Annotated in this window: 23 protein-coding genes and 1 riboswitch; of the genes, 1 reads left to right on the forward strand and 22 read right to left on the reverse strand. The window is 72.9% G+C overall.

The features are described from left to right. Nucleotides 1–44: 44 nt before the first annotated feature. The 3 genes from ACTWPV_RS11755 to ACTWPV_RS11765 form a co-directional block, all read right to left on the reverse strand. The gene (locus ACTWPV_RS11755; RefSeq protein ID WP_443151764.1) at nucleotides 45–1,334 is read right to left on the reverse strand and encodes a dicarboxylate/amino acid:cation symporter; all 1,290 of its coding nucleotides are present in this window, start codon (nucleotides 1,332–1,334) and stop codon (nucleotides 45–47) included. Nucleotides 1,335–1,403: 69 nt separating this feature from the next. Further along, nucleotides 1,404–1,487 carry a putative leader peptide gene (locus ACTWPV_RS11760; RefSeq protein WP_354534088.1) on the reverse strand — a complete coding sequence of 28 codons (84 nt, stop codon included), beginning with the start codon at nucleotides 1,485–1,487 and terminating at the stop codon, nucleotides 1,404–1,406. Between the two features lie 58 nt (nucleotides 1,488–1,545). Then, complete coding sequence (locus ACTWPV_RS11765; protein ID WP_443151765.1) at nucleotides 1,546–2,586, reverse strand: LLM class F420-dependent oxidoreductase; 1,041 nt, start codon at nucleotides 2,584–2,586, stop codon at nucleotides 1,546–1,548. A 92-nt stretch (nucleotides 2,587–2,678) separates the two neighbouring features. On the opposite strand from ACTWPV_RS11765, the gene ACTWPV_RS11770 reads away from it, so the two are divergent. After that, on the forward strand, nucleotides 2,679–3,566 hold the full coding sequence (locus ACTWPV_RS11770) for an endonuclease/exonuclease/phosphatase family protein (RefSeq protein WP_443151766.1): 888 nt from the start codon (nucleotides 2,679–2,681) through the stop codon (nucleotides 3,564–3,566). Here ACTWPV_RS11770 and ACTWPV_RS11775 read toward each other — a convergent pair. From ACTWPV_RS11775 to ACTWPV_RS11865, 19 genes are all read right to left on the reverse strand, one after another. Further along, on the reverse strand, nucleotides 3,552–4,118 hold the full coding sequence (locus ACTWPV_RS11775) for a nucleotidyltransferase family protein (protein WP_347642729.1): 567 nt from the start codon (nucleotides 4,116–4,118) through the stop codon (nucleotides 3,552–3,554). The genes ACTWPV_RS11770 and ACTWPV_RS11775 overlap by 15 nt on opposite strands. Beyond that, nucleotides 4,115–5,218, reverse strand: a complete 1,104-nt coding sequence (locus ACTWPV_RS11780) for an XdhC/CoxI family protein (protein WP_347642728.1) — start codon at nucleotides 5,216–5,218, stop codon at nucleotides 4,115–4,117. Before ACTWPV_RS11780 ends, ACTWPV_RS11775 begins: the two co-directional genes overlap by 4 nt. Beyond that, complete coding sequence (locus tag ACTWPV_RS11785) at nucleotides 5,211–6,293, reverse strand: vWA domain-containing protein (RefSeq protein WP_443151767.1); 1,083 nt, start codon at nucleotides 6,291–6,293, stop codon at nucleotides 5,211–5,213. The genes ACTWPV_RS11780 and ACTWPV_RS11785 overlap by 8 nt, the downstream gene beginning before the upstream one ends. After that, a complete protein-coding gene (locus tag ACTWPV_RS11790; RefSeq protein WP_443151768.1) occupies nucleotides 6,286–7,152 on the reverse strand; it encodes an AAA family ATPase in 867 nt (288 codons plus the stop codon). The genes ACTWPV_RS11785 and ACTWPV_RS11790 overlap by 8 nt, the downstream gene beginning before the upstream one ends. Before the next feature lie 41 nt (nucleotides 7,153–7,193). Then, complete coding sequence (locus tag ACTWPV_RS11795; protein WP_181958357.1) at nucleotides 7,194–7,640, reverse strand: PH domain-containing protein; 447 nt, start codon at nucleotides 7,638–7,640, stop codon at nucleotides 7,194–7,196. Nucleotides 7,641–7,659: 19 nt separating this feature from the next. Then, nucleotides 7,660–8,127 (reverse strand): 6,7-dimethyl-8-ribityllumazine synthase, encoded by a 468-nt coding sequence (ribH, locus tag ACTWPV_RS11800; RefSeq protein WP_347642724.1) that lies wholly within the window; start codon nucleotides 8,125–8,127, stop codon nucleotides 7,660–7,662. Next, nucleotides 8,124–9,401, reverse strand: a complete 1,278-nt coding sequence (locus tag ACTWPV_RS11805; protein WP_443151769.1) for a bifunctional 3,4-dihydroxy-2-butanone-4-phosphate synthase/GTP cyclohydrolase II — start codon at nucleotides 9,399–9,401, stop codon at nucleotides 8,124–8,126. Before ACTWPV_RS11805 ends, ribH begins: the two co-directional genes overlap by 4 nt. Beyond that, nucleotides 9,350–10,009 carry a nicotinamide mononucleotide transporter family protein gene (locus tag ACTWPV_RS11810; protein WP_347642722.1) on the reverse strand — a complete coding sequence of 220 codons (660 nt, stop codon included), beginning with the start codon at nucleotides 10,007–10,009 and terminating at the stop codon, nucleotides 9,350–9,352. Before ACTWPV_RS11810 ends, ACTWPV_RS11805 begins: the two co-directional genes overlap by 52 nt. Beyond that, nucleotides 10,006–10,596 carry a riboflavin synthase gene (locus ACTWPV_RS11815; protein WP_443151770.1) on the reverse strand — a complete coding sequence of 197 codons (591 nt, stop codon included), beginning with the start codon at nucleotides 10,594–10,596 and terminating at the stop codon, nucleotides 10,006–10,008. Before ACTWPV_RS11815 ends, ACTWPV_RS11810 begins: the two co-directional genes overlap by 4 nt. Continuing rightward, the gene (gene ribD / locus ACTWPV_RS11820) at nucleotides 10,596–11,714 is read right to left on the reverse strand and encodes a bifunctional diaminohydroxyphosphoribosylaminopyrimidine deaminase/5-amino-6-(5-phosphoribosylamino)uracil reductase RibD (protein ID WP_443151771.1); all 1,119 of its coding nucleotides are present in this window, start codon (nucleotides 11,712–11,714) and stop codon (nucleotides 10,596–10,598) included. The genes ACTWPV_RS11815 and ribD overlap by 1 nt, the downstream gene beginning before the upstream one ends. 106 nt (nucleotides 11,715–11,820) lie before the next feature. After that, nucleotides 11,821–11,951: riboswitch (FMN riboswitch) on the reverse strand. A gap of 89 nt (nucleotides 11,952–12,040) precedes the next feature. Then, nucleotides 12,041–12,850 carry an oxygenase MpaB family protein gene (locus tag ACTWPV_RS11825; protein WP_347642719.1) on the reverse strand — a complete coding sequence of 270 codons (810 nt, stop codon included), beginning with the start codon at nucleotides 12,848–12,850 and terminating at the stop codon, nucleotides 12,041–12,043. A gap of 35 nt (nucleotides 12,851–12,885) precedes the next feature. Further along, nucleotides 12,886–13,548 carry a ribulose-phosphate 3-epimerase gene (rpe, locus tag ACTWPV_RS11830; RefSeq protein ID WP_347642718.1) on the reverse strand — a complete coding sequence of 221 codons (663 nt, stop codon included), beginning with the start codon at nucleotides 13,546–13,548 and terminating at the stop codon, nucleotides 12,886–12,888. An 11-nt stretch (nucleotides 13,549–13,559) separates the two neighbouring features. Next, a complete protein-coding gene (locus ACTWPV_RS11835; RefSeq protein ID WP_443151772.1) occupies nucleotides 13,560–14,537 on the reverse strand; it encodes a phosphatase PAP2 family protein in 978 nt (325 codons plus the stop codon). 103 nt (nucleotides 14,538–14,640) lie between these two features. Then, a complete protein-coding gene (locus ACTWPV_RS11840; RefSeq protein ID WP_443151773.1) occupies nucleotides 14,641–16,095 on the reverse strand; it encodes an RsmB/NOP family class I SAM-dependent RNA methyltransferase in 1,455 nt (484 codons plus the stop codon). 42 nt (nucleotides 16,096–16,137) lie between these two features. Next, entirely contained in the window at nucleotides 16,138–17,064 is a 927-nt protein-coding gene (fmt, locus tag ACTWPV_RS11845) for a methionyl-tRNA formyltransferase (RefSeq protein WP_443151774.1), read from the reverse strand. 4 nt (nucleotides 17,065–17,068) lie between these two features. Then, on the reverse strand, nucleotides 17,069–17,617 hold the full coding sequence (def, locus tag ACTWPV_RS11850) for a peptide deformylase (protein WP_347642714.1): 549 nt from the start codon (nucleotides 17,615–17,617) through the stop codon (nucleotides 17,069–17,071). A gap of 121 nt (nucleotides 17,618–17,738) precedes the next feature. Continuing rightward, nucleotides 17,739–19,082, reverse strand: coding sequence for a hypothetical protein (locus tag ACTWPV_RS11855; RefSeq protein ID WP_443151775.1), 1,344 nt, complete (start codon nucleotides 19,080–19,082; stop codon nucleotides 17,739–17,741). 37 nt (nucleotides 19,083–19,119) lie between these two features. Beyond that, nucleotides 19,120–20,592, reverse strand: a complete 1,473-nt coding sequence (locus ACTWPV_RS11860; RefSeq protein WP_443151776.1) for a hypothetical protein — start codon at nucleotides 20,590–20,592, stop codon at nucleotides 19,120–19,122. A 49-nt stretch (nucleotides 20,593–20,641) separates the two neighbouring features. Then, entirely contained in the window at nucleotides 20,642–23,230 is a 2,589-nt protein-coding gene (locus tag ACTWPV_RS11865; RefSeq protein ID WP_443151777.1) for a primosomal protein N', read from the reverse strand. Nucleotides 23,231–23,302: the final 72 nt, after the last annotated feature.

The raw sequence follows: 23,302 nt of genomic DNA on the forward strand, positions 1-23,302 counted from the left end.
GGGCCTGGCGGGAAGCCGACGGCTTCCCGCCAGGGCAAGCAGGCTCAGGCCGTGACCGGTTCGGGCGCGCGGGGCGCGGGCCCTGCGGGGGCGGTGTCGAGCGGCTGCGGCGGCGCGTTGAAGACGGCCTCGTCGAGGCGGCCTTCCGAGCGGGCCACCAGGACCGGCACCACCATCTGGCCGGTGACGTTGGTCGCGGTGCGGATCATGTCGAGGATCGGGTCGATCGCCAGCAGCAGGCCGACGCCCTCGAGCGGCAGCCCGAGCGTGCTCAGCGTGAGCGTCAGCATGACGATCGCGCCGGTCAGTCCGGCCGTCGCGGCGGATCCGACCACCGAGACGAACGCGATCAGCAGGTAGTCGCCCACCCCGAGCGGCACGCCGAACACCTGGGCCACGAAGATCGCCGCCAGGGCCGGATAGACCGAGGCGCAGCCGTCCATCTTGGTGGTGGCGCCGAACGGCACGGCGAAGGAGGCGTAGCCGCCGTCCACGCCGTTGCGCTCGATGGTGACCTTCTGGGTCAGGGGCAGCGTGCCGACGGAGGAACGCGAGACGAAGGCCAGCTCGATCGCGGGCCAGGCGTTGCGGAAGAACTGGATCGGGTTGACCTTGCCCCACACCGCCAGCAGCGTCGGGTAGACGGCCAGCAGCACGATGAAGCAGCCGACGTAGACGCCGACGCTGAACTTGGCGAGCGGCGCGAGCAGGTCCCAGCCGTACGTGGAGACGGCCTTGCCGATCAGGCCGGCCGTGCCGAGAGGGGCCAGGCGGATGACCCACCACAGCGCCTTCTGCACCAGCTCCAGCACGGACCGGCCGAGGTTCAGGAACGGCTCGGCCTTCTCTCCGACGGCCAGGGCCGCCGCGCCGAGCACGACCCCCAGGAAGACGATCTGGAGGACGTTCACCTCGGTGAAGGCGGTGACGACGTTCGTCGGGACGACGCCGGTGACGAAGTCGAGCCAGCTGCCGGAGCTCTCCGGCGCCTTGGCCGCTCCGGTGTCGAGGGTGACGCCCTGGCCGGGGTTGATGACCAGGCCGAGCCCGATCGCGAACGCCACCGACACGAGCGCGGTGAGGAGGAACCAGAGCAGCGTCTTGGACGCGAGCCTGGCCGCCCCGCTGACGTTGCGCAGGTTGGCCATGCTGACCAGCACGGCGGTGAAGACCAGGGGCGGGACGGCGAGCTTGAGCAGCTGGACGAAGATCGCGCCGACCTGGGTCAGCGTCTCGGCGAGCCAGGTCACGTCCCAGATCCTGGCGACGAACCCGAGCGCGACGCCGGCCACGAGGCCGAACAGCAACTGCAGGGAGAAGGACAATCTCTTCACGGGGGAGCTCCGAGGTTTCGCGGCATGCCGAAGGGCAGGCCCAGGGGTGAAGGGTCGTGGGCGGAGCGATCAGAGACAGAGAGAGCCGCGCGTCCGGCACAGGTCGATGTGCAGCCGGCCGACCAGGCGCACGAGCACGACAGAGAACCTCACAAAGCCGGTTAACTACCCTGTATTTATGGATATTCCCCAGTGAGTGTGTTTTAGCCCACTATTCGGCGATCTCCTTGATCGTTTCGATGAGGCGTACGCGCTCCTCGTGCGTCCTGCCGAGCGGCGTCACGTTGAGCGTGGTCACGCCCGAGTCCTTCAGCGCCCGCACCCGGTCGCGCACGAACCCCTCGCTGCCGACCAGAGACATGTTCTCCAGCAACTCGGTGGGCACCAGCGCGGCGGCGGCGTCCTTCTGGCCCTCCAGGTAGAGGTCCTGGATCTGCTCGGCCTCCTTCTCGTAGCCGTAGCGCCGTGCCAGGTCGTTGTAGAAGTTCTTCCCCTTGGCGCCCATGCCGCCGATGTAGAGCGCCGCCATCGGCCGGCCGAACTCCAGCAGCCCCGCCACGTCGTCGCCGATCGCCAGCGACGCCTGCGCGATCACGTCCAGCTCGCCCAGCTCCGGGTCGCGCCCGGCCCTGCCCGCCGCCAGCGAAGGACCCCACACGTCCGCGGCCTTCTCGGGGTAGTAGAAGATCGGCTCCCAGCCCTCGGCCAGCTCGGCGGCCAGCTCGACGTTCTTGGGGCCGATGGCGGCGACCACGATCGGGATGCGGGAGCGTACCGGATGGTTGATCAGCTTCAGCGCCTTGCCCAGGCCCGTACCCTGGCCGGGCGGCAGGGGCAGCGTGTAGTGCCTGCCGTCGTGCTCGAGGCGCTCGCGCCGCCACACCTTGCGGCAGATCTCGATGACCTCCCGTGTACGGCCCAGCGGCGCGGTGTACGGCACCCCGTGGAAGCCCTCGATCACCTGCGGCCCCGAGGCCCCCAGGCCGAGCGTGAAGCGCCCGTCGGAGACGTAGTCGAGGCCCGCGGCCGTCATGGCCAGCAGCGCCGGCGTGCGGGAGTAGATCGGCAGGATGCCGGAGGCGATCTCCAGCCGCTCGGTCCTGGCCGCGATGTAGCCCATCTGGCTGACCGCGTCGAAGGAGTAGGCCTCGGCCACGAACACGATGTCCAGGCCCGCCTTCTCGTAGTCGGACAACTCTTCCACCGACTCCTTGAAGCCACCCGAGTAGTTGAGTGCCATACCGATGCGCATGCCGGGCTCCCGCTGACCGAATGTTGTTCCGTTCGAGTGGGAACAGGCTATCGTGTCGGCTGTTCGGAGCGGGAGCCACTACTCTGGATCAGATGCTGAGCCGGATCGTCGTCATCGTCTCGGCCGCGGTGGCCATGACTCTGGCGGGGCATGGGCTGATCCCGGCGCTGGGCGGGTTCACCCCCGTTCTGGAGAGCCTGCTGCCCTGGATGGGCTGGTCCGTTCCCGTGCTGCTCGCGGCCGCCACGATGGCACGTTCCAGGGCCGCCGCCGCCGCGGCGCTGGTGCCCGGGATCGTGTGGGCGGCGATGTTCGGGTCCACGCTGCTGCGCACGCCGCCGGGCGGCCCCAGCGACCTGGCCGTCGGCACGATCAACGTCGGCGTCACCAACAACGCCTCGGGCGAGGCCGTGCGGCAGGTCGCCAAGGACCTCGACCTGCTCGCCGCCCAGGAGCTGACCCGCGGCGGGCCCGCGGCCAAGCAGCTCAACAAGATGTTCCGCTACCGCTATCCGGTCAGCACGGTCGGCCTGTGGAGCCGCTACCCGATCACCAAGAGCAGGCCGCTCGACGTCGGCATGGGCTGGCCGCGGGCGCTGCGCGCCGTGATCTCCACGCCCAAGGGCAAGGTGACCGTCTACGTCATGCACCTGGCCTCCGCCCGGCCCGGGCACACCACCTCGCGCGACGCCTCGCTCGCGCAGGCGCGCAGGCTCATCGACGCCGACTCCAGCAAGCGCATCCTGCTGCTCGGCGACCTCAACACCGCCACCACCGACCGGGGCATGCGCGGGCTCACGCCGCCGCTGACCGACGCCCAGACCGCGGCCGGCGACGGGTTCGGCTTCACCTGGCCGTCGGAGTTCCCCGTCACCAGGCCCGACCACATCCTCTACAAAGGCATGACGGCCACCAGGGCGGGCGTGGCCCCCGCGACCGGCAGCGACCACCGCGCGGCCGTGGCCTCACTCCGCCTCTAGCAGGCGCAGGTCCTCCGGCGTGTCGATGTCGGCGGGGTCGCCGTGGCCGTCGCACGGCACCTCGGTGACAAGCTCGGGACGTGCCTTGATGTACGCCCGCGCGCCGACGTCCCCCTCGGCCAGCTCCGCCACCCCGGCGAAGTGCTCGCGGCCGATCAGCACGGGATTCCTGCGCCGGCCACCGTAGGTCGCCACCGCCAGCCCCGCGCCGGACGCGATCAGCGCGCGCACCGCGCCAGGACGGATCAGCGGCTGGTCGACCAGCGCCACCACCACGGACTCCGCCTCCTCGGGCAGCGCGGCCAGCCCCGCCCGCAGGGACGAGCCCATGCCGGACGCCCAGCCGGGGTTGCGCACGGTCACCGCACCCCGAACCTGCACGGTGGCCGCGCCGAGCACCACCACGACGGGATGGCAGCCGCCCTCCTCCAGCAGCCGCACACCCCGGTCGACCAGCCGCTCGCCGGCATATTCCACCAGTGCCTTCGGCGTGCCCAGCCGGGAGCCCCGCCCGGCGGCCAGCAGCAGCCCCGCCACCCCACCGGATCTCATGGGCCCTCGTGGTGGATGCGGCCCCGTGTGGTGGACAGCGGGGCGCCCGAGCCGCCCCACCGCAACTGGATCAGCTCGGCGGCGATGGCCACGGCCGTCTCCTCGGGGGTGCGCGCGCCCAGGTCGAGACCGATGGGCGAGCGCAGCCGGGCCAGCTCGTCCTCGGTGAGTCCGGACTCGCGCAGGCGCGCGAGCCGGTCGTCGTGGGTGCGGCGCGAGCCCATGGCGCCCACGTAGCCGGCGCGGGTGCGCAACGCCACCTCCAGCAGCGGCACGTCGAACTTGGGGTCGTGGGTGAGCACGCAGATCGCCGTGCGCTCGTCCACCTCCACGGAGGCCAGGTAGTCGTGCGGCCACTTGACCACCACCTCGTCGGCGTCGGGGAACCGCTTGGCGGTGGCGAAGATCGGCCGGGCGTCGCAGACCGTGACGTGGTACCCGAGGAACTTGCCCACCCTGGCCACGGCCGCGGCGAAGTCGATGGCCCCGAACACCAGCATCCGCGGCGGCGGCGCGAACGACTGGACGAACACCGCCAGGTCGTCCAGCCGGCGCTCCCCCTGGCCGCCGTAGTGCCTGATGCCGGTCAGGCCCTGGGCGAGCATGCCGCGGGCGTCGTCGTCCACGGCCTCGTCGAGACGCTCCAGGCCGAGGCTGCCCGACGAGCGGTCAGGCCAGACGACCCGGCGGGCGCCGACCTGGCCGGGGCCGGAGACGATGGTGGCCACGGCGACCGGCCGGCGCTCCTCGACGGCCGCGGAGATCTCCTCCAGCTCGGGGAACGTCTCCCGCGAGACGGGCTCGACGAAGACGTCGATGATGCCGCCGCACGTGAGCCCGACGGCGAACGCGTCGTCGTCGCTGACGCCGTACCGCTGCATGACCGGCCGGCCGGTCTCCGTGACCAGCTCCGTGGCCAGCTCGAACACCGCCCCCTCGACACAGCCGCCGGACACGCTGCCGGCCACCTCCTCGCCGCGCACCGCCATGGCCGCGCCGGGCGGCCGTGGCGCGCTGCTGAACGTGCTGACCACGGTCGCCAGCCCGAACCGGTGCCCGGACCTCCACCACTCCATGATCTCCGGCAGCACGTCACGCATGGGCGAGCCTTTCGCTGAGTTGCTCGTAGGCGGCCAGGCTGTGCCCGGCCACCAGGTCGTCGAGATGCGGCAGCGCGGCCCGCATGCCGCCGGTGAGCGGCTGGTAGTCCGCGTATCCCTTGTGCGGGTTGACCCAGATCACGCGGTGGGCCTGCCGGGCCAGCCTGGCCATCTGGGCGCCGAGCAGCGCGGGATCGCCGCGTTCCCACCCGTCGGAGGCGATCACCGCGATCGTCCCCCTGGCGCTGTAACGGGCCAGGTATTCGCGGAGTTCCTCCCCCAGGCGGGTTCCCCCGCTCCAGTCGGGAATGGTCCTGGAGACCTCGTTCAGCGCCGTGCCCGGGTCGCGGTGGCGCAGCTCGGCGGTGATCGGGGTCAGCCGGGTGCCGACGGAATAGACCCTGGTGGCCCTGGGCTCGCTCCTGACCAGCGCGTGGGCGAAGCGGAGCAGGGTCTCGGCGTACGGGGCCATGGAGCCGCTGACGTCGACGAAGAGCACCACCGTACGCGGCCTGGTGGTGTGCCTGCGGTGCCTGAGCCGCGCCACGTCGCCCTTCCTGAGCGCGTCGCGGATGGTGCGCCGCTGGTCGAGCACACCCCGGTGGGCGCTCTCGAACCGGCGCGAACGCCGCCGCGCCCGCCCGCCGCGCAGCAGGGAGAGCATCCGGTGCACCTCGGCCCGTTCGGCCTCCGTCAGCCGGGCCACGTCGCGGTGCCGCAGCACCTCCGCGCGGCTCGCGGTGGCCGGCGCCGCCGTCCCGTCGTCGCCGTCGGCGTCCTCGCCGCCGCTCTCGGCCTGCGCGGCGAGGTGCCGGGTCACGGTGGACGTGCTCGTACGGGCGACACCCGCCCGCGCCCCGCCGAAGTAGGCGGCGAAGCACCGGTCGTATCGCGGCAGGTCGTCGGGCGTGACGCAGAGGGTGAGCCGCCCGGCCCAGTAGACCTCGCCCGGGTCGGTCACGTCGAGGTGGCCGAGCGCCCTGAGCAGGTTCTGGGTGCGTTCGTGGTCGGCCGCGACGCCGGCCGCGCGCAGCGTCCTGGCGAACCCCGTCATGGTGGCGGCCAGCTCATCCATGGGCGAGCAGCCCGTTCCCGAGCACGGTGGCGACGTCCTCGCGGTATTTCAGCGCCGCGCCCAGCGTGGCCGCGGCCCTGCCCGGATCGAGCTCCTTGGCGCCGAGCGTCAGCAGCGCCTCGGTCCAGTCGAGCGTCTCGGCCACGCCCGGCGGTTTGACCAGGTCGGCCTGGCGCAGCCGCCCGGCCGCCCGCGCCACCTGCGCGGCCAGCGTCTCGGTGCAGCCGGGCAGGCGGCGCAGCAGGATCGCGACCTCGCGGTCGAAGCTCGGATGCTCCAGCCAGTGGTAGAGGCAGCGCCGCTTGAGCGCGTCGTGCACCTCGCGCGTCCTGTTGGAGGTCACCACGACGACCGGAGGCGTCGCGGCCCTGACGGTGCCCAGCTCGGGGATGGAGATGGTGAAGTCGGAGAGCACCTCGAGCAGGAACGCCTCGAACTCGTCGTCGGCCCGGTCGATCTCGTCCACGAGCAGCACGCTCGGCTGCGTCTCCACGGCCTTCAGCAGCGGCCTGGCGATCAGGAACCGACGGTCGTAGATCTCCCCTTCGAGCCGGCTCACGTCGGTGATCCCGGCGGCCTCCGCGGCCTTGAGGTGGAGGAGCTGGCGGGCGAAGTCCCAGTCGTACAGGGCCTGGGCCGCGTCGAGCCCCTCATAACACTGGAGCCTGATGAGCGGCGCCTCCAGCAGCGCCGCGAGGGTCTTGGCCAGCTCGGTCTTCCCGACGCCCGCCTCCCCTTCGAGGAACAGCGGCCGTCCCATCCGCAGCGCGAGGAAGGCCGCCGTGGCCAGCCCCTCGTCGGCCAGGTAGGCGTGCCGGTCGAGGAGCTCGATCAACTTGTCCGGCGACTCGATGTCCATTGCCTTGATTGTCCGCCGTAGCACGCTTTCAGGCTACGCCGCTATTCCTCGCGTGCCTCGCCGCGCTCGCGGATCAGGGCCTCCAGCTCGGCCGTGGCCCGGCGGGCGCGGGCCTTCTCCGAGCCCTGGATGCCCATGGCGCCGATCGTGCGCCCGTCGGAGAAGTCGATCCGCGGCCACGGGTCGCCCACGAGGAGCGTGACGTCGAGGATCTCCGGCCAGCTGTAGCGGTGGGTGCGGACGGCGTTGACGATCGTGATGCCCTCCTCGTCGGCCTCCACCCGCACCCGCCCCAGCAGGTGCAGCACGTAGGCCACCGCGCAACCGAACGCCACGATCGCCACCCGGTCGGGCAGCTTGAACGGCGCGGCGATGAGGACCGCCATGACCACCGCCCCCAGCACGATCAGCACGGCGAATCCGTAGGCGACGATCCTCGCCCGGCGTGGACGCCAGGTGATGGGCAGGGGCGGTGCGGGCTGTGACACGAAGGAAACCTACCGCACGCTAACGGAGGTCCCGGAGGAGGAGGGCGGTCTCGAGCGCGGCGACGGCCGACTCGTATCCCTTGTCCTCCTTGCTGCCCGGCAGGCCGGAACGATCAAGGGCCTGGTCGAGGGTCTCGCACGTGAGCACGCCGTTGCCGACCGGCGTCCGCTCGTCCAGCGAGATCCGGGTCAGCCCCGAGGTCACCGAGTCGCAGACGTAGTCGAAATGGGCGGTCTCTCCCTTGATGACCGCGCCCAGTGCCACGACGGCGTCGCAGCGGCGGGCCAGTGCCTGGGCCACCACCGGGATCTCCAGCGAGCCCGGCACCCGCACCACCGTCGCCACCGCGCCGCTGTCGTCGCACGCCTGCACGGCCCGCGCCACCAGCTGGTCGGTGATCGTGGCGTGCCAGCTCGCCGCCACCACCCCCACCGTCAGCCCGGACGCGTCCGGCGCCACCGCCCCGGGCCGTCCCTCACCGCTCATGACGCCTCCCCCGATGTCGTGGCGATGTCGTGGCCGAGCCGGTCGCGCTTGGCCAGGAGATAGCGCTCGTTGTGGCGGTTCATGGCCACCGGCATGGGTTCGCGGCCGAGCACCTTGATGCCGTAGCCGTCCATGCCCTTGAGCTTGGCCGGGTTGTTGGTGAGCAGCCGCACCGACTTCACCCCCAGGTCGGCGAGGATCTGCGCCGCGTTGGAGAACTCGCGCGCGTCCACCGGCAACCCCAGCTCCACGTTGGCGTCGACGGTGTCGCTGCCGTTGTCCTGCAGGCTGTACGCCCTGAGCTTGGCCAGCAGACCGATGCCCCTGCCCTCGTGGCCGCGCAGGTAGACGACCACGCCGCGGCCCTCCTCCGCGATGGCCGCCATGGCATGGTCGAGCTGCACCCCGCAGTCGCAGCGCAGCGAGCCGAACACGTCGCCGGTCAGGCATTCGGAGTGGGCCCTGACCAGGACGTTCTCGCCGCCGGACAGGTCGCCGTAGACGAGGGCCACGTGCTCGCCGCCGTCGAGCGCGCTGGCGTAGCCGTACGCCCGCCACATGCCGTGCGCGTTGGGCAGCCGCGTCTCGGCGACCCTGGTGACCATGCTCTCGGCGCGGCGGCGGTGGTCGGCGAGCTGCTCGATCGAGACCAGGGCCAGGTCGTGCTCGTCGGCGAAGCGGCGCAGCTCGGGCAGCCTGGCCATGGTGCCGTCCTCGTTGACGACCTCCGCCAGCGCGCCCGCCGCCGACAGCCCGGCCGCCCTGGCCAGGTCGACGGCCGCCTCGGTGTGGCCGCGCCTGGCCAGCACGCCGCCCTCGTGGTAGCGCAGCGGGAAGATGTGGCCCGGGCGTACGAGCTCGTCGGGCTCGGTGGCGGAGTCGGCGAGCGTGCGGATGGTCCGGGCCCGGTCGGCGGCGGAGATGCCCGTGGTGACGCCGTCGCGCGCGTCCACGGTGATCGTGTACGCGGTGCGCATGCGTTCGGTGTTGTGGAAGACCATGAGGGGCAGCCCGAGCCGGTCGAGCTCCTTGCCCTCCATGGCCACGCAGATCATGCCGCTGGTGTGCCGGATCGTGAACGTGCACAGGTCGGGCGTGGCCTTGGCGGCGGCGAAGATGAGGTCGCCTTCGTTCTCCCTGCTCTCGTCGTCGACGACCACGACGGGTTTGCCGGCGCGGATGTCCTCGATGGCGCGTTCGATGGGGTCGAGCTTGATGGTGTTCACTGCGCCACCGCCACCTGAAGCCGGGTCGTACGGGATTCGCGCAGCCATTTCACGAACCCGACGATGACCAGCACGAAGAACACGGCGTACACGTAGCCGGAGACCACGAGCCCCGAGTAGAACGCCACCGGCACCCCCACCAGGTCGACGGCCACCCACACGATCCAGAAGTCCACCAGTGCCCTGCCCTGGGCCCAGGTGGCCATCGCGCTGCCGACGAAGATGTAGGCGTCGGCCGCCACCAGGAAGGCGCCCTCGGGCAGCGGCACCGTGGCGCCCCACGACAGGCCCGTGACATAGAAGAGCAGGCCGACCGCGGCGGTGCCCAGCACCATGAAACCGATCAGGACGAGCCGTTCCCACCACCGCGCCGGGCGGATGGCCAGCTGCCTGCCGTTCTCGGTGCCGCGCCGCCAGGCCCACCACCCGTAGATCGCCAGGCCGGCGAACATCGCCTGCTTGAGCGCGTTGCCGGTGACGTGCGCGCTGATGGAGGCGATGAACAGCAACACCGAGCCGGTGAACTGGACCGGCCACGTCCACATCGACTTGCGGATGGCCAGCAGGACCGTCGACAGGGCGGCGATGTTGCCCACCAGGTCGGTCCACATCACATGCGTGCCGAACATCTCAAATCCGGCGTTGGCCCAGTTCACTTCCCGGTCACCAGCCTCTCCACATACTTGGCGATCACGTCGACCTCGATGTTCACCATGTCGCCCACCTGGCGGTCGCCCAGGGTGGTGAGCTTGAGCGTGGTCGGGATGAGGCTCACGCCGAAGCTTTCGTCGTCAACCGTCGTGACCGTCAGGCTGATTCCGTCGATGGCGATCGAGCCCTTCTCGGCGACGTAGCGGGCGAGCGGCTCCGGCAGCGAGAAGCGCACGTCGTCCCAGCTCTCACCGGGCTCCCTGGACAGCAGCGTGGCGGTGCCGTCCACGTGGCCCTGCACGATGTGGCCGCCCAGGCGCTGGTCGGCGCGTACGGAGCGCTCCAGGTTGACGGCGGAGCCCTCGATCAGCGCGCCCAGGGAGCTGCGGTCGAGCGACTCCCTGATCACGTCGACGGTGAACACGTCGTCCTCGACCGTCACGACCGTGAGGCACACGCCGTTGACCGCGATGGAGTCGCCGTGCCGGGCGTCGGAGGTGACGAGCGGCCCGCGCACCGCCAGCAGGGCTCCGCCTCCCGACCGTTCGACGGCCACGACCTCGCCCTTCTCCTCAATGATTCCGGTGAACATCACTGCTCCCTGCCTAGTGGGTGGGCGGGCCGGGCGATCAACCGAAGATCCGGCCCGATGAGGGAAAAGTCATCAAAGGTCAGGCGGTGGATCTCGCCGATCGTGCCCACCCCCGCCGCGCCGAGCGCCGCGCTCCCCGAGCCGAGCAGCGCGGGCGCCACATAGGCCAGCACCCGGTCGGCCAGGCCCTGCCTGACGAACGAGCCGGCCAGCGTGGGCCCGCCTTCCAGGAACACGCCGACCACCTCGCGCGCGGCCAGCTCCCGCAGGAGGGCGCGCAGGTCGAGGCCGTCCTCGTGGCGGGGCAGGCGCAGCAGGTCGGCTTTGAGGCCGGTGCGGGCGTCGTCGGCCACCGCGACGAGCGTGGGCGCCCGGTCGTCGAGCACCCTGGCGTGCTGGGGGGTGCGGCCCTCGGTGTCGATCACGACCCGCAACGGCGCACGGACACCCTTGGCAGGGCCGTCGTCCCCGTCGTGTCCGGGTGGCCGGGCGGTGAGGCTGGGGTCGTCGGCCAGGACGGTGCCGATGCCGGCCACGATCGCGTCGGCGGCGGCGCGCATCCGGTGCACGTCGGCCCGCGCCTCGGGAGAGGTGATCCACTGGCTGGTGCCGTCTTCGGCGGCCGACCTGCCGTCGAGCGTCGCGGCGAACTTCCAGGTCACGTGGGAACGCCCGAGCCGCGCGTACGTGAGCCACTCCTCGTTCCCCCGCTCCGCCGCGCCGGCGAGCACCCCCGACGTCACGGGCACGCCCCGCGCCCGCAGCCGCGCGGCCCCGCCCGCCGCCTTCGGGTTGGGGTCGGTCACCGCGATCACCACCCGCGCGATGCCCGCGTCGAGCAGCGCCCGGCTGCACGGGCCCGTCCTGCCGGTGTGGTCGCAGGGCTCGAGGGTCACGTAGGCGGTGCCGCCGCGGGCCCGCTCTCCGGCCCGCGCCAGCGCGACGATCTCGGCGTGCGGCCCGCCGGCGTACGCGTGGAACCCCTCGCCCGCCACCTGGCCGGCCGCGTCGAGCACGACGCAGCCCACGACGGGGTTGGGGCTGGTGGTGCCGCGCCCGTGCCCGGCCAGCTCGATGGCGCGCGCCATGTGCGCGGCGTCCTGATCGGGAGTCTCCACCCGGGTCTCCTACTCGCCAGTAGCTCTTCGCCACGGCGGGCCCCGGGGGACGTGCGATGGTGCACCCGTGCACCACAGCAGGCGCCCGGCTGGGACACCGGACACCTCGCGCGCTTCCTCCCATCCGGACTTTAACCGTCGGTCCCGGAATTTCACCGGGTCAACCGGCCGATGGCATCGGCCGGGTCGCGGACTGTCACCGCCGGTTCGGAATTTCACCGACCCCGGAGCACGCTAGCTCTTCTCGCCTACCAGTCTGCCATGCCCCGATCCGGGCGCGCGACCACCCCGGGCAAAATGGCCAACCGACCGCTTGGTCAACGCCCTCAGGCCGCCATGATGCGGTGCGCGCGGCGGGCGGCCGGGCTGTGGAGCGGGTGCCCGGGGACCAGCCCGATCCCGGTGTGCAGGGTCCGCAGCGTGGCGGTCGCCCACAGGTCGCCGACCGGCGTGGCGGGCAACCCGTACAGCCGCCTCGCCCAGCGCGGCAGCGTGGCGAACGCGAGCAGCGTCAGCGCCGGCATCGCCGGCTTGAGCGGCGTGAGCAGAACCGGGAGCGGAGCGTTGAGCGACAGGCGCAGCGGGTGGGACGCCTCGGGGACGAAACGCAGCCCCGGCCGCTCGGCGTCGATGTAGGCACGCAGCTCCGCCACCGAGCCGGGCACCTCCTCCGCCCGCAACCCCACGACCTCGGCGGCCCGCCGCCACTCCGCCACGAACGTGTCGGCCTCGTCGTCCGTCAGCCGCACCCCCGCCCTGCGGGCGACCGACAGGTAGGAGTCGACCTCGCCGACGTGCACCCAGCGCAGCGCGTCGGGCTCGTCGAGGCGGAACGTGGCGCCGGTGTCAGGATCGTGGGCGGTCAGCTTGGCATGGATCTTGCGGACGCGGCGGCCGGCCCGCTCGACCTCCGCGCGGGTGCCGTACGTGCGCACGCGTACGAACTCGGTCGTGCGGACGAACCGCGACCAGGCTTCGTTCGGATCCATGAGCGCGGAATTCTGCAGCACCCCGCGCATCGCCCTCGGATGCAGCCCCTGCATCAGCAGGGCGCGAATGCCGCCCACCAGCAGAATCGGCTCGCCCATCACCCGCCACGTCACCGAGCGGGGCCCGAAGATGCCATGGTCGCCCATAAGTGGATAGTTACCCCGGCAACCGACATTTCATGTCACGAGGCGGCGCGCTCGGCGGCGGCCCTCAGCCCGTCGACGGCGGCCATGGGGTCGGACGCGCCGAAGACGGCGCTGCCCGCCACGAACACGTCGGCGCCCGCCTCGGCGCAGCGCTCGATGGTCTCGCCGGTCACCCCGCCGTCCACCTGCAGCCACACGCGCCCGCCGTGCTTGTCGACGAGCTCGCGCGCCCGCCGCAGCTTCGGCAGCACCACGTCGAGGAACTTCTGCCCGCCGAACCCCGGCTCGACGGTCATCAGCAGCAGCATGTCGACCTCGCCCAGCAGGTCTTCGAACGGCTCGACCGCCGTGGCCGGGTTGAGCGCGAGGCCCGCCCTGGCCCCGAGCGCGCGGATCTCGCGCAGCGTGCGGACCGGAGCCCGTGCCGCCTCCGCGTGGATGGTGACGCTGCCGGCGCCCGCCTCGGCGTACTGAGGCGCCCAGCGGTCGGGCTCGGCGATCATGAGGTGGCAGTCGAGCGGCTTGTCGGTCGCCTTGCGCAGCGACTCGACCACCGGCAGGCCCAGGGTGAGGTTGGGCACGAAGTGGTAGTCCATCACGTCGACGTGCAGCCAGTCGGCGTTGGGCACGGCGGCGGCCTCGTCGGCGAGCCTGGCGAAGTCGGCGGCGAGGATGCTGGGCGAGATCTGTACGGCCATGATGCGCCAGTCTATTGAACGGCCCGCGCCCGTCTCGCCGGGGCCATCAGCCCGAGCCTGATGAACAGCACCGGCGCTCCCAGCTGCACCCAGAGCGCCAGCAGCGCGTATCCGGCATACAGGACGGCGCCGGTCTGCGGCAGCTGCTCGCGCATGACGTAGAAGACGGACGCGGCGACGAACGTGCCGAGCAGCCAGCGGGCGACGCGCATGCCGAGCGGCCCGCCCGCCTCGAACCAGCCGATCCGGTGCATGATCGACGTGCCCGCCAGCGTGCCGGCCAGCAGCCCGGCGAGGATGACGACCCGGTCGAGGTTCTCGGGGTCGATGGCGCCGGCCGGGCTCCACGCCGCGGGCGGCGACCAGCCGGAGTAGGGGGCGTTGACGAGCGCCGCCGCGCCGATCAGCCCGAACGACAGCGCCGCGGAGGCGGCCAGCTGCGCCCACAGCGCCTGCCGCCGCCACCACGCCGTCACGGGGCGTTCCAGCGTGATGACGAGCGCCAGCACGACCAGACCGAGCACCACTCCGGCCACGACGTCGGAGATGAAGTGCACGCCGAGGTAGACCCGGCTCAGGCACACCAGCCCGACGAGCCCGCCCGCCGCCCACCACGCCCACGAACCGCCCGACAGCGAGGCGAGCCGGCCCAGGCCGGCCGTGCCGCTCTGGGCGTGCCCCGACGGCAGCCCGAACGCCCCCTCCGGGGAGAGCGGGCGGACGCGGGCGTCGATCCAGTACGGCCTCGGCTGGTGCCAGGCGAGCTTGGCGAGCGCGTTCGTGGCGCCCGCCACCATCACCGTGAGCCCGAGGCGCAGGGCGAACGCGGGATTGACGCACCAGTAGAGCACGGGCAGGCACAGCAGGTAGAAGGTGTCGGTGCCGAGGGCCGACACCAGCTTCATCACCGGCAGGACCCATTCGGGCCACTGCTGGAGCCCGACGATCGTCCCGAGCTCCGCCAGGTGCAACTCGTCCAGGAGATCCACCCTGCCCATCGTGTCCCATCCGCGCCGTCATGCCCGGCGCGCCGCTCGCGGCGGCGTGATTCGCGCCGTGCCGGCACGGTCAGCCGGGCGGCGCGCCCAACGATCAGTGCCGCTTGCGCAGCAGGGACAGGAACATGGCGTCGGTGCCGTGCCGGTGCGGCCAGAACTGGGCGTGCGGCCCCTCCCCCAGGCCTTCGACGCCCGGCAGGTAGGCGCGCGCGTCGAGCTGCTCGACGTCCTCCCTGCGGGCCGCGACGTCGCCGACCACGACCCGGGTCTCGGCCAGATGGGGAGAGCAGGTCACGTACGCCACGACGCCCCCGGGACGCACGGCGTCGAGCGCCGTGCCGAGCAGCCGCCGCTGCAGCTTGCCCAGGTCGCCGATGCCGGCCGGATCGCGCCGCCAGCGCGCCTCAGGACGCCGCCGCAACGCGCCGAGCCCGGTGCAGGGCGCGTCGAGCATGACCCGGTCGAACACCCCCTGCCGCCAGGCCGGCTCCGTGCCGTCGGCGGTGACCACGCCGGCGTCCCTGGTGGTCTGCCAGACCAGCCGCGCCCGGTGGTACTGCAGGTCGGCGGCCAGCAGCCGGGCCCCTCCTGGAAAGGCGCCAGGGGCTCCGGCGTCGAGCCCGGCGAGGTCCCCGTGGACGGCGATGGCGTCCAGCAGCCCGGCCTTGCCGCCGGGCCCCGCGCACAGGTCGAGCCAGCGCTCCTCGCCCTCGCCCTCGACCGGCACCCGGGTCAGGGCGAGCGCCACCAGCTGGCTGGCTTCGTCCTGCACGGCGGCGCGCGTCTCGCCGACCGCCGCGATCTGGCCGGGATCGCCCTCAGGCAGGTAGGCCGCGTAGGGCGAGTAACGGGCCGGCGCGGCGCCCGCCTCCTCCAGCTCCGCCACCGAGCTGCGCCCCGGCCGGGCGACCAGCGTCACCAGCGGGCGGGCGTTGTCGGCCTCGAGCAGCTCGGTCACCTCGTCAGGGCCGCCCAGCGCGTCGCGGAACGCGGAGACGATCCACCGGGGATGTCCGTGAGCGACGGCGAGATGACCGACCGGATCGTCGACCGGATCGGGGGCGACGATCGGCAGCCACTCCTCGACCGTCCTCGAGCCGACCTTGCGGAGCACCGCGTTGACGAACTTGGCCGCGCCCGCACCGATGCGCAGGCGTACGAGGTCGACGGTGGTGCCGACGGCCGCGTGCGGCGGGACGCGCATGCGCAGCAACTGGTGCGCGCCGAGCCTGAGGGCGTCGAGCACGTCGGGATCGGGCGTGCGGTCACTGCACGTCTCGATGATCGCGTCGTAGGTGCCGAGGCCCCGCAGCGTGCCGTAGGCGAGCTCGGTGGCCAGCGCCGCGTCACGGCCCCTGATCCCGCGCTCGCGCAGCAGGCGCGGCAGCAGCAGGTTGGCGTACGCGTCGCGCTCGTCGACGGCGCGCACGACGTCGAAGGCCGCGTTGCGCGCCTGATCGCGCGCCGGCTTCCGCACCGATTTCTGCGCTGACTTCTGGGGCCTGCGCGTACGGTTGCCGCCGGCCCTCTGGTGCCCCCTGCTCGTCATGCCCTCAAACTTTCCGCGCGGCCTGGCCGGCGCCGTGCCGGGTCACTTGAAGCTCTCTTCGCCTTCCGGGCGGACCCCTCGGGCCCACTCGACGGCTCCCATCAGCCGCTTGCCCTGCGGCTGCACGTCGCCGAGCTCCACGGCGTCGGTCGCGGTCCCCACCCGGACCGAGGTCTTCGACGCGGAGATCTCGCCCGGCGCCAGCCGCTCGCCGGCGAGCACCCGCACCGGGCCGAGTTTCACCCGCTGCCCTCTGAACTCGGTCCACGCGCCGGGGCCCGGGGTGCAGGCCCGGATCAGCCGGTCGATGTGGAGGGCTGGTCTGTCCCAGGCGACCCGGGCGTCGGCGACGGAGATCTTGGGCGCGACGCTCACGCCCTCGGCCGGTTGGGGCCGGGCCTCCAGGGCGCCGTCCTCGACGCCGTCGAGGGTGGCGGCGAGCAGGCCCGCCCCCGAGACCGACAGGCGTTCCAGCAGGGCGCCGCTCGTGTCGGACGCCCGGATCTCCTCGGTGACCACGCCGTAGACGGGCCCCGCGTCGAGCTCCTTGATGATCTGGAACGTGCTCGCGCCGGTGATCTCGTCACCGTGCAGGACGGCGTGCTGGACGGGGGCCGCCCCGCGCCAGGCGGGCAGGATCGAGAAGTGGAGGTTGATCCAGCCGTGCCGGGGCACGTCGAGGGCTGACTGCGGAAGCAGCGCGCCGTAGGCGACCACCGGGCAGCAGTCGGGCTCGAGGGCGCGCAGCCGGTCGAGGAAGGCGGGATCGCCGGCCTTCTGCGGGCGCAGCACCTCGATGCCCGCCTCCTCGGCGAGCTCGGCCACCGGAGAGGGGTGGACCTTGCGGCCCCGGCCGGACTGGGCGTCGGGACGGGTGACGACCGCCACCACGTCGTGCCGGGGCGAGTCGATGAGGGTGCGCAGCGACGGCAGCGCCGTCGCAGGGGTGCCCGCGAAGACCAGACGCATGCTCTCAGAGCGCCTTTCCGCCGGTGGGGTGCGGCGAGGCCTTGATCACCGGAGCGGACAGCCCGCTCCACTCGGCCTCGCGCACGGCCTTCATGGCGAGCTTGCGCTGCTTGGGGTCCATGCGGTCGATGAACAGGATGCCGTCGAGGTGGTCGGTCTCGTGCTGGAAGCACCGGGCCATCAGGTCGGTGCCCTCGAGGACGACGGGCTCGCCGTGCATGGAGAAGCCCTTGGCCACGGCGCGTACGGCGCGCGGCGTCGGGAACGACAGGCCAGGGAAGGACAGGCAGCCCTCCTCGCCCTCCTCGTCGATCTCCGAGGACAGGTCGAGGTCGGGATTGATCAGGTGGCCGAGCTGATCGTCGACGTAGTAGGTGAACACCCGCAGCCCGACGCCGATCTGCGGCGCCGCCAGGCCCGCGCCCGGGGCGTCCATCATCGTGTCGGTGAGGTCTTTGACCAGCTTGCGGAGCTCCTTGTCGAAGTCGACGACCGGGGCCGCCGGGGTGCGCAGCACCGGATCTCCGAACAGCCGGATCGACTGGATCGCCAAGGGGGTCACTCCGTTTCTCGAACGTGGATCAGCCCAGTTTAGTAGAGCATGTCACCTGCCAGAGGCCTCCCGCACCGCCCGCGGCCGGCGGCGGGCGGCTCACCTGCGCAGGGCCGTCGTGCTACGACGTCGTGCGCGGACCGTCGTGCACCAGCGAGCGGGCCTTCATCGCGGCCTTGCGCGCCGCCTTGACCACAGCCTGGTCGTCGTGGGCGGTGGCGAGCATGTCGAGCACCGCGATCGTGTCGGGGTGACCGACCGCGGGCATCTCGCCGACGATCTTGATCAGGTCTTCGCCGGGCTCGGGGGTGTCGAGCCGGCCGGCCGCGTGGCCCGACAGGTGCATGAGCGCGGCCAGGGAGTCGACCGCTATCCAGGTGTGGTCCTCCGGGCTGAGCGCCGGCGCCTCGAGGTCGCGGATGTGCAGCCACGAGGCGGCGTAGCGGCGCATCAGCGGATCGCCGAGCGCCTGCCTGACGGGCTGCTCAGCCTCCGGGCCGAGCTCTTCCAGGATCGCGCCCACCGCGCCGCGCTGGCCCGCCGTGCCGGAGGCGGCGATCTCGATCAGGGCGCGGGCGGCCGACTCGGGCGAGCGGCGCTCCAGCCACCCCGCGACGGCGCTCTGCGTGGCCGCTCCCTTGACCAGCTCGTCGACCAGCTCGGCGGCGGACAGGTCGGCGTACACCTCGACCTCGGCCGCGGTCGGCGCGTCGTGCCCCTCGCGCAGCAGGTCGCGGCGGATGGCCCAGACGCCGATCGGGGTGAGGGCGGTGCGGCCTGCGGCGGTCTGCTCGACGAGCCCGCAGTAGGCCAGCAACGACAGCGCCTCCAGCAGCTCGGCGGGCAGCGCCGCGGCGAGCCTGCGCATCTCGACAGGGCCGGGAGCGCAGGCGACCTCGTGGGACTGGAGGATGCCGCGGGCGAGGTTGGCGGTGGCGACGCCCGAGCGCACGGAGTAGATCGTGGCGAGCATCTCGGCCAGGTGGCCGTCGACCACGGCCGAGCCCGTCAGGCCCTCGTCCGCGCGGTCGAGCACGTCCATGACCACGCCGTCCCAGAACTCCAGCGTGGCCTCGACGGTCAGCTGCATCGACAGCGGCCCGCGCGAGGCCCGCCCGCCGAGGATCTGCAGCAGTCCGGTGTTGACGGCGACGATCCAGATCAGGCGCAGCCGGGAGAGCGGCACCCCGAGCTCCCCTGCCGCGGCCCGCGCGGCCGCCTCGTCGAGGTGCCCCTCGGCGGTCACCTGCCGGGTGCCCGCCCAGTGCGTGAGCCTGATGGCGTCGGCGACCAGCGGGACCGTGGGCACCGCCTTGGCCAGCTCGGCGTCGGACGCCAGCAGGACCGGCGGAAACGTCAGCGCCTCATGCTCCACGGGAGTCTCCACAGGAGGCCGTGACGGCACGGCGGCCTGCTCATCGATCAGCTTGCGCAGCTCGGCGAGGTCGAAGACATTGTTGGCCACCCACGAAACTTACTGCACACGAGTCACATGAGCGTACTCAACGGATGGCCCGGGACCGGGCTTTGAACGCGGCCTTGCGGGCCGCCTTGGCGACCGTGCCGTCGGGTATGGAGCGTCCGAGCAGCTCGAGGACGTCGACGACGTCGGGGTGGTCCACCCGCCACATCTCCTCGATCATGTGGGCGGGCGGGCCGGAGGCGGCCATGTTCTCGGCGAACACCTCGAGATCCTCCTCGGCCGCAGGCATCGCGAGCGCGAGCATGTCGACGCTGACCCAGAGCAGTTCCTCCTGGGTGAGCTGGGGCGCGGGCAGCCCTCTGGCGGCCAGCCAGTGGATGGCGTGCGGACGCAGCTCCTGGTCGTCGAGATAGTCGCGCACCTGCGGCTCGGCCTCGGGCCCGAGCCGGTCGACGATGGTGATGGCGATGCCTCGGGCCACGGCGGGCGCGCCGGAGGCCGCGCCCAGCAGCTCGGCCGCGGCCTCGCCCGCCGCCCTTCCGGTCAGCCAGCGGCTGATGTCGTCCTCGGCCAGCTCGGCGGGGACGCCTTCGAGCAGCCCTTCGATGAGGCCGCGGGCGTCGGCCTCGGCCAGGTCGGACGCCTGCGGGGCGTCGAGCCCGAGCGACTGGTAGTGCTCGCGCAACCCCCACACCGCCAGCGGCGTGAGCTCCGCGGTGTCACCGGTGACCTGGATCATGCCGTGCCAGGCCAGCCGGTCGAGCACGGCGTCGAGGTCGGCCCCGCCGTCGCCGGCGATCTCGTCGAGATAGTCGCCGATCACGGTGACGGGGACCCGCACCTGGAGCCGGTAGAGCATGTCGAACAGGTCGTAGAGGCCCTCGTCGAGCTCGGCCGAGCCGGTGACGGCGCCCCGCGTGCCCGGCTCCAGCATGCGGGCCACCGCCTGCGCCCACGCCTCCATCGGGTCGCCGCCGCTGTCGGCCGGCGGCTGCTCGGCCAGCATCGGCACCGAGGCGAGCCCGGCGCGCAGGTCGTCGGGGGAGGCCAGCCGGGCGGCCGGCAGGGGCGTGCAGCCCGGGCAGTCGCAGGGCGCCTCGCCCAGATCGGGCACCTCGCCGGACGGGATGGCGATCGACTGCTCGAGCGACTCGGGCCCGATGGAGCTGAACAGGCTCTTGGCCATGCCGAAGTTGGCCGGGTCGGCGAGGGCCTCCGGCAGGCGCGGCTCGATGTCGTCGAGCCTGCCGCGCATGAGCGCCGCCGTCTCCTCGCCGACCGCGCCGCGCTCGCTGAGGTAGGCCACCAGAGTGCGGGCCGCGGACACGGTCTCACGCGCGCTCTCCGGCGGCGCGATGACCTTGCGCGGATAGATGGACAACAACAGCTCATCGAACGTCTCGGGGGTGAAGTCACCCGGCTCGTTGACGTTGAGGTAGTCGCTGGCGTAGTCGCAGAGCAGGCGGACCTCGTCCGCGTCCACCTCGACGTCCCGCGAGCGCCCCCAGGCACGCAGGTCGTCGATGGCCTGGTTCACCCATTCGATCGACACAGGGGCACGCTAACGGCTGGCCATGAGTTGAGCGAATCGGGGAAACGGTTTAAATCAGGTCGAGCGGGTCGACACTCACCTTCACCACCTCCGGTGTCTTGCGCGCCGCGCGCACTCCGCTGGCGCCCTTGAGCGCGGCCGCCAGCGCGGCGCCCCCGGCCCGGCGCACCCGGATCATGGCGCGTTCCTGTCCCGGCTCGTCCACCGGCACGGGGCCGAGCACCTGGGCGTCGGAAGGCAGGCGTACCTCGTCGAGCATCTGCCTGACCGCGCTCGCCGAACCCGTGAGCGTCGCCATCCGCACCGCGGGCGGGAAACCTAGCTCGGCCCGCTCTCCGAGCTCACGCTCGGCGTGCGTGATGGGGTCCCACCTGACCAGCGCCTGTACGGCGGGCAGTGCGGAGTCCCCGAGCACGACCAGCTCGGCGGCGGCCCGGAGCAGGGCGGCGGCGTTCATCCAGCGGCGCACCGCCTCCTCGGCCGCCCTCAGATCGGCCCGGCCGAGCAGCGCCCACCCGTCGAGCAGCACCGCCGCCGCGTACCCCCCTTCGGCCACGGGCTCCGCGCCGGGGGTCGCGACGACCAGCGCGCGGGTGGACGGCACGGTGGCCAGCACGCCGTCACGGCCCGACGTGCGCACCGGCACGGACGGGAAGGCCCTGCCGAGCTCCTCCGCCGTACGCCTGGCCCCCGTGACGACGGCGCGCAGCCGGGGACTTCCGCAGGACGGGCACCGCCAGCGCGCGTCCACCCGGCCGCACCAGCGGCAGTAGGGGGCGGCGTGGCCGCCCCTGAGCGCCAGCGGGCCGTGGCACAGCGGCCCGCCCTCGCCCGTCCCGCCGGCTCCGGTCACCTCGGCCCGGCCGGGTTCACCCTCATGGCGGGCGGGGTGCTCACGCCGGGCGCCCGCGCCGGGCTGCGCGGCCTGGGACGGGCCGCCGACCGGACCCGCACCGCCAGGCGGCCCTGCCGGGGACGGCTCGGTGAGGGGGTCCGGGCCGCCGAGCCTGATCGCCCCCGCCATGGCCGAACCGGGGGACCTCTCACTCGACGGGAGGGCAGAGGCGGCCGTCCTGGTGGGAGGCAGGACACACCGGGCAGGCGCACGGCAGTGCCGGCAGGCCAGGGCGGGCAGGTAGCCGCGTCTCGGCACCTGCACCAGCACCGGGCCTGTCTCCAGACCTTCCCGCAGGGCCCGCCAGGCGATGCTCGGCAGCCTGGCCTGCCGCGCCGCCTGGTCCTTGGCCAGTTCCGCGTCCTCACCCGCCGGGCGTACGCGGGGGGCCAGGCTCCTGATCGTCGTACGGGCGGCCACGATCGGCCTGGCCCAGCGGGAGGCGATGAGCTGCGTGGCCTCCGCGGTGCGCGCGTACCCGCCGATCAGCATCGCCGCGCCGGTCCTGTGCGCCCTGAGCCCGAGCACCTCCCGGGCATGCGGGTACGGGGCCAGGCGCTCGGCGTGCAGATCGTCGCCGTCGTCCCAGATGGCCACCAGACCGAGATCCGCCACGGGGGCGAACATGGCGGCCCTGGTGCCGACCACGGCCCGCACCTGCCCTCTCAGCACCTTCAGCCACCGCCTGTACCGCTCCGCCGGCCCCAGATCGGCCGTGAGCGCCACGTGCCTGCCAGGACCGAGCGCCCGCTCGAATGCGGCGTCCGCCAGCGCCACGTCCTTGCCGTCGGGCACCACCAGGACCGCTCCCCTGCCGCCGTCCAGCGTCGCGTGTACGGCCTCGGCCATAGCCCTCGCCCACCCGCGGGCGCCGGGCAGGGCCGACCACACGGCCCGGGGCGCCCGCCCCCCGCGCAACGCGTCCAGGAAGGAGGGCCCGGTGGGATAGGCGTCCCAGGCGCTCTCCCCCCGCGCCACCTCCCCGCCGTAAGACTGCACCGCCTGCTGAGCACCTCGGCCCAGCTGCTCCGACGACGAGGGCTCCTCCGCCGAGGACACCTGATCCGGCTGGGGCCGTCCTTCCACACCGCCGGCCTCGACGGGCCGCTCCGCCGCACCGGCGGTCTCGCCGCCCGGCGGCACGGCAGCGGTCGCGTCACCGGGCTGAGGCCGCTCCCCCTCTCCGGGACGTGACGCGTTTCCCGCGGTGACAAGATCATCGAGTCCGGGTCGAGTATCGGTAGTGGCGCGCGCGGCCGGGACGGGCGCATCGGGAGCCGGCCCGGGCGGAGCCGGGGTCTTGGGGGTCTCCGCCTCGGCCTTGGCATGGCGCGGCGGGATGGCGAGGCGCAGCACGTCGGTCAGGGTGCCCGCGTACCGGTCGGCGACGGCACGGGCCAGCCCGGCTATCTCCGGCGTGAGCACGCGCTCAGGGGAGACCACACGTTCGAGGGGCGTGAGCCGCCCATCGTGCTCGCTCTCTTCAGCCCTCTCCAGCAGGAACCCGTCCACGAGCTTGCCCGCGAACCGCACCCTGACCCGCACGCCCGGCTCGGCCTTGTCGTGCATGGAAGCCGGGACCAGGTAGTCGAAAGAACGGTCGAGGTGCGGCAGCGGGCTGTCCACGACGATTCTCGCCACCGGCCGCTCGGGAGCGGGCACCGGAGCGCCTTTGGCGTCCTTGGACGACGCTGGAGGCCGCACGGCGTCGAGCGGCAGAAGGGCGTCGTCGGAGTCGGTCACGCCCTACGTCTACCAGACCTCACCACCCGCGGCGTCCGCCGGCCGCACACGGCACGAACGCCGGATGCCGCA

This window comes from Nonomuraea sp. KM88 (genome assembly GCF_052245635.1).
Taxonomy (GTDB): domain Bacteria; phylum Actinomycetota; class Actinomycetes; order Streptosporangiales; family Streptosporangiaceae; genus Nonomuraea.

What these genes read in the sequence shown, in the direction of transcription:
- ACTWPV_RS11765 (WP_443151765.1), bottom strand. Translation starts at nt 2,586, where the DNA reads ATGCGCATCGGTATGGCACTCAACTACTCGGGTGGCTTCAAGGAGTCG.
- ACTWPV_RS11770 (WP_443151766.1), top strand. Translation starts at nt 2,679, where the DNA reads ATGCTGAGCCGGATCGTCGTCATCGTCTCGGCCGCGGTGGCCATGACT.
- ACTWPV_RS11775 (WP_347642729.1), bottom strand. Translation starts at nt 4,118, where the DNA reads ATGAGATCCGGTGGGGTGGCGGGGCTGCTGCTGGCCGCCGGGCGGGGC.
- ACTWPV_RS11780 (WP_347642728.1), bottom strand. Translation starts at nt 5,218, where the DNA reads ATGCGTGACGTGCTGCCGGAGATCATGGAGTGGTGGAGGTCCGGGCAC.
- ACTWPV_RS11785 (WP_443151767.1), bottom strand. Translation starts at nt 6,293, where the DNA reads ATGGATGAGCTGGCCGCCACCATGACGGGGTTCGCCAGGACGCTGCGC.
- ACTWPV_RS11790 (WP_443151768.1), bottom strand. Translation starts at nt 7,152, where the DNA reads ATGGACATCGAGTCGCCGGACAAGTTGATCGAGCTCCTCGACCGGCAC.
- ribH (WP_347642724.1), bottom strand. Translation starts at nt 8,127, where the DNA reads ATGAGCGGTGAGGGACGGCCCGGGGCGGTGGCGCCGGACGCGTCCGGG.
- ACTWPV_RS11805 (WP_443151769.1), bottom strand. Translation starts at nt 9,401, where the DNA reads ATGGCTGCGCGAATCCCGTACGACCCGGCTTCAGGTGGCGGTGGCGCA.
- ACTWPV_RS11815 (WP_443151770.1), bottom strand. Translation starts at nt 10,596, where the DNA reads ATGTTCACCGGAATCATTGAGGAGAAGGGCGAGGTCGTGGCCGTCGAA.
- ACTWPV_RS11825 (WP_347642719.1), bottom strand. Translation starts at nt 12,850, where the DNA reads ATGGGCGACCATGGCATCTTCGGGCCCCGCTCGGTGACGTGGCGGGTG.
- rpe (WP_347642718.1), bottom strand. Translation starts at nt 13,548, where the DNA reads ATGGCCGTACAGATCTCGCCCAGCATCCTCGCCGCCGACTTCGCCAGG.
- ACTWPV_RS11840 (WP_443151773.1), bottom strand. Translation starts at nt 16,095, where the DNA reads ATGACGAGCAGGGGGCACCAGAGGGCCGGCGGCAACCGTACGCGCAGG.
- fmt (WP_443151774.1), bottom strand. Translation starts at nt 17,064, where the DNA reads ATGCGTCTGGTCTTCGCGGGCACCCCTGCGACGGCGCTGCCGTCGCTG.